Annotated in this window: 2 protein-coding genes; one reads left to right on the forward strand and one right to left on the reverse strand. The window is 66.1% G+C overall.

The annotated features are described in order from the left end of the window. On the forward strand, nt 1–1,457 hold a 1,457-nt coding region (locus tag QZV94_RS23945; protein ID WP_293682819.1), incomplete at its 5' end, for a toprim domain-containing protein. A gap of 49 nt (nt 1,458–1,506) precedes the next feature. On the opposite strand, the gene QZV94_RS23950 is transcribed toward QZV94_RS23945, so the two are convergent. After that, the gene (locus QZV94_RS23950; protein WP_293682821.1) at nt 1,507–3,333 is read right to left on the reverse strand and encodes an NAD(P)/FAD-dependent oxidoreductase; all 1,827 of its coding nucleotides are present in this window, start codon (nt 3,331–3,333) and stop codon (nt 1,507–1,509) included. Between the last annotated feature and the right edge of the window lie 309 nt (nt 3,334–3,642).

A 3,642-nucleotide genomic window follows, 5' to 3' on the forward strand; every position in this document is an offset into this window, starting at 1 on the left:
GCAAGAAGGGCACCCAGATCAGCTTCATGCCCGACCCGGTGATCTTCGGAGAGGGCGTGGCGTTCAAGCCGGCCCGGCTCTACCGGATGGCGCGCTCCAAGGCCTACCTGTTCGGCGGCGTCGAGATCCGCTGGAAGTGCGACCCCGCACGCATTCACGACCAGACGCCCGCGGAGGCGACGTTCCGCTTTCCCAACGGCCTGGCCGACTTCCTGGCCGAGCGGATCAAGGACCTGGAGACGGTGACCCCGGAGCCTTTTGCCGGGCGCTGGTCGCGGCCGGGCGAGACCGGCAAGGTCGAGTGGGCGGTGGCCTGGACGCCAGCCGGCTTCGGCGAGGCCGACAGCTTCATGCAGTCCTACTGCAACACCGTGCCTACGCCGGAGGGCGGCACTCACGAGGCGGGCTTCCGCGCCGTGCTCACCCGCGGCCTGAAGCAGTACGCCGAGCTCACCGGCGAGAAGCGCGGCGGTCTGATCACCGCCGATGACGTGGTCTCCCAGGCAGGCGCCCTCGTCAGTGTCTTCGTGGCCAACCCCGAGTTCCAGGGACAGACCAAGGAGCGGCTCTCATCCTCGGACGCGCAGAAGCTGGTGGAGAAGGCGCTGGCCGACCCCTTCGACCACTGGCTGACCGCCCAGCCTAAGGCCGCCAGCGCGCTCCTGGAATTCGTGGTCGAACGCGCCGAGGAGCGGCTGAAGCGCCGCCGCGACAAGGAGGTCGCCCGCGCCTCCGCCACCCGCAAGCTGCGGCTGCCCGGCAAGCTGGCCGACTGCGCGGGCTCGGCCATGGGCGGCACCGAGCTGTTCCTGGTCGAGGGCGACTCTGCCGGCGGCTCGGCCAAGCAGGCCCGTGACCGCAAGACCCAGGCGATCCTGCCCCTGCGGGGCAAGATCCTGAACGTGGCTTCCGCCTCGATCGACAAGTTCGGCGGGAACAAGGAACTCAGCGACCTGCTGCTGGCGCTGGGCGTGCAGGCCGGGTCCAAGTTCAAGGACGAAGACCTGCGCTACGACCGCATCATCATCATGACCGACGCCGATGTGGACGGCGCCCACATCGCCAGCCTGCTGATCACCTTCTTCTACCGGACCATGCCGGACATGATCCGTGGCGGGCGCCTCTTCCTGGCCCTGCCGCCGCTTTACCGGATCAGCCACGGCGGCAAGTCGGCCTACGCCCGCGACGACGCCCATCGCGACGAACTGCTCGCCACCGAGTTCAAGGGCAAGAAGCCGGAGATCAGCCGTTTCAAGGGCCTGGGCGAGATGATGCCGGCCCAGTTGAAGGAGACCACCATGGATCCGAAATCCCGGACCCTGGCGAAGGTCACCCTGCCGCGCGCCGAGGAGCCGGTGGAGAGCCTGGTAGAGGCCCTGATGGGCCGCAAGCCGGAGCTGCGCTTCCAGTTCATCCAGGAAAACGCCGAGTTCGCCCTGGCGGACCTGGATATCTGAGGCAGACGGGGTTCGCGCCGCGAGTCGGACGCGAGCCCCGCCGCCGCTTTTACTTCACGACTTCGAGGCCTTCCATGTCGCCCGTCTCGCGCCACTTGGCCATCAGGGCGTTGAAGGCGTTGATGCCAGGGGCGTAACCGCCGCCGCCCAACGTGCCGCTGCCCTCTTCGCCGAAGTGACCCTCGGCGTTGTAGTAGCCCGGCGTGCAGGACTGCAGGAAGCGGGCGGCCACCACCGAGAGGCGGTTGATCTCGTCCACCCACGCGGTCTCGGCTTCCTTCTTGGGATGCGAGTACCGCGCGCCCCGTTCTTCAATTTGACGGACGATGTAGGCGACGTGCTGGGCCTGGTCGTCCAGCACCGAGGTCAGGTTCACCGAGCCGCCGTTTTGCGACTGGCCCAGGATGAAGCAGTTCGGGAAGCCGTGGACCGAGAACCCATGGTAGGTCTTCATCCCGTCCGACCAGTACTGGCTGAGGGTCTTGCCGCCCTGGCCGATCAGGTCGTAGCCGGCGCGCCGGGTCCACGCCGTACCGACCTCGAAGCCGGTGGCGAAGATGATGCAGTCGACGGGATACTCGACGCCGCCCGCCACGATGCCGGTCTTGGTGATCCGCTCGACACCTTGGCTGTCTGAAGTGTCGACCAGCGTCACGTTCGGGCGATTGAAGGTCGGCAGGTAGTCGTCGTTGAAGGTCGGCCGCTTGCAGAACTGGCGATACCAGGGCTTCAGCGCCTCGGCGACGGCCGGGTCGGTGACCGTGTTGTCGACCCGCGAGCGGATGCCGTTCATCTTCTCGAAATCGGCGATCTCGGTCAGGAGGGCGGCTTCGCGGCGGGACAGTTCCTTCGCGCGCTTGGTCTTGGCGGCTCGGCTAAGGTTGCGGAAGATGTCGGTCCAGCCGTCGTTGACCATGTCCTCCTCGACCGGCAGGCCGATGACCATGTTGTTGAAGTTTTCGCGGCGCGCGCGCTGCCAGCCAGGCTTCAGCGACTTCGCCCATTCCGGATCGGTGGGCTTGTTTCCGCGCAGATCGACGGACGACGGGGTGCGTTGGAAGACGTAGAGGTGCTTGGCGCTGGCGCCCACGTGCGGCACAGACTGAATCGCCGTCGCGCCCGTACCGATTATCGCCACTCGCTTGTCCGCCAGCTTGGTCAGGCCGCCGGCGTGGCTGCCGCCGGTGTAGTTGTAGTCCCAGCGGCTGGTGTGGAAGGTGTGGCCTTCGAAGTCGGTGATGCCGGGGATGGACGGCAGCTTCGGGCGGTTCAGCGGCCCGGTGGCCATGACCACGAAACGCGCGCGCATCCTGTCGTCGCGGTCCGTGGAGATGATCCAGCGCGCGGCGTCCTCGTCCCAGCGCAGTTCTGTGACCTTGGTCTGGAAGCAGGCGTTTTCGTACAGATTGTAGTGCTTGGCGATGCGCTGGGAGTGCTCGTAGATTTCGGGCGCGAAGGAGTACTTCTCCTTGGGCATGTACCCCAGCTCCTCCACCAGCGGCAGGTAGCAGTAGGCCTCGATGTCGCACTGGGCGCCAGGATAGCGGTTCCAGTACCAGGTCCCGCCAAAGTCGCCGCCCGCCTCGATGACGCGGATGTCCTTGATGCCGGCCTCGCGAGCCCGGGCGCCCATCAGGAGGCCGCCGAAGCCGCCGCCGATGATCACCAACTCGACGTCGTCCGTCAGCGGCGCACGGCTGAAGCCGGGCTCGACATAGTGGTCGTCGACGAAGTGGGCGAACTGGCCCTTCACCTCGACGTACTGGCTGTTGCCGTCCTTGCGGACCCGCTTATCCCGTTCCTGCTGGTACTTCGCGCGCAGGGCGTCCGGATCGAAGTCCAGAGCCAGGTCGTCCAAAGGGCTCACGTCGCTCATTTTATTCCTTCCCGGCGCCTGAGCGCGAATTTTAGTGTCGACTCCAAAAAATACTCCATCACGCGGCGCGGCAAAATTCCAGCGCTAGCGTGTCCACGCTGGCGAGCGCAGAATCTGACGGCGACGTCATTTTCCCGATTTCCCCTTCGCCTTCCCCGCCGGGAGGCGACCTATTATCTAGCCCTCGCCGCTGTCCGATGGGGCTCGGTGCGGGTTTCGGAGCGCGAAGGCCGTTCCCGTCCCCCGCGCCGCTGTTGTCCCACATTTCCCAAGTAAGGCGCTGATTTCGCTGTCCTGACCATTATATTT

Origin of the sequence: uncultured Phenylobacterium sp. (assembly GCF_902826855.1) — a bacterium.
Classification (GTDB): Bacteria; Pseudomonadota; Alphaproteobacteria; order Caulobacterales; family Caulobacteraceae; genus Phenylobacterium.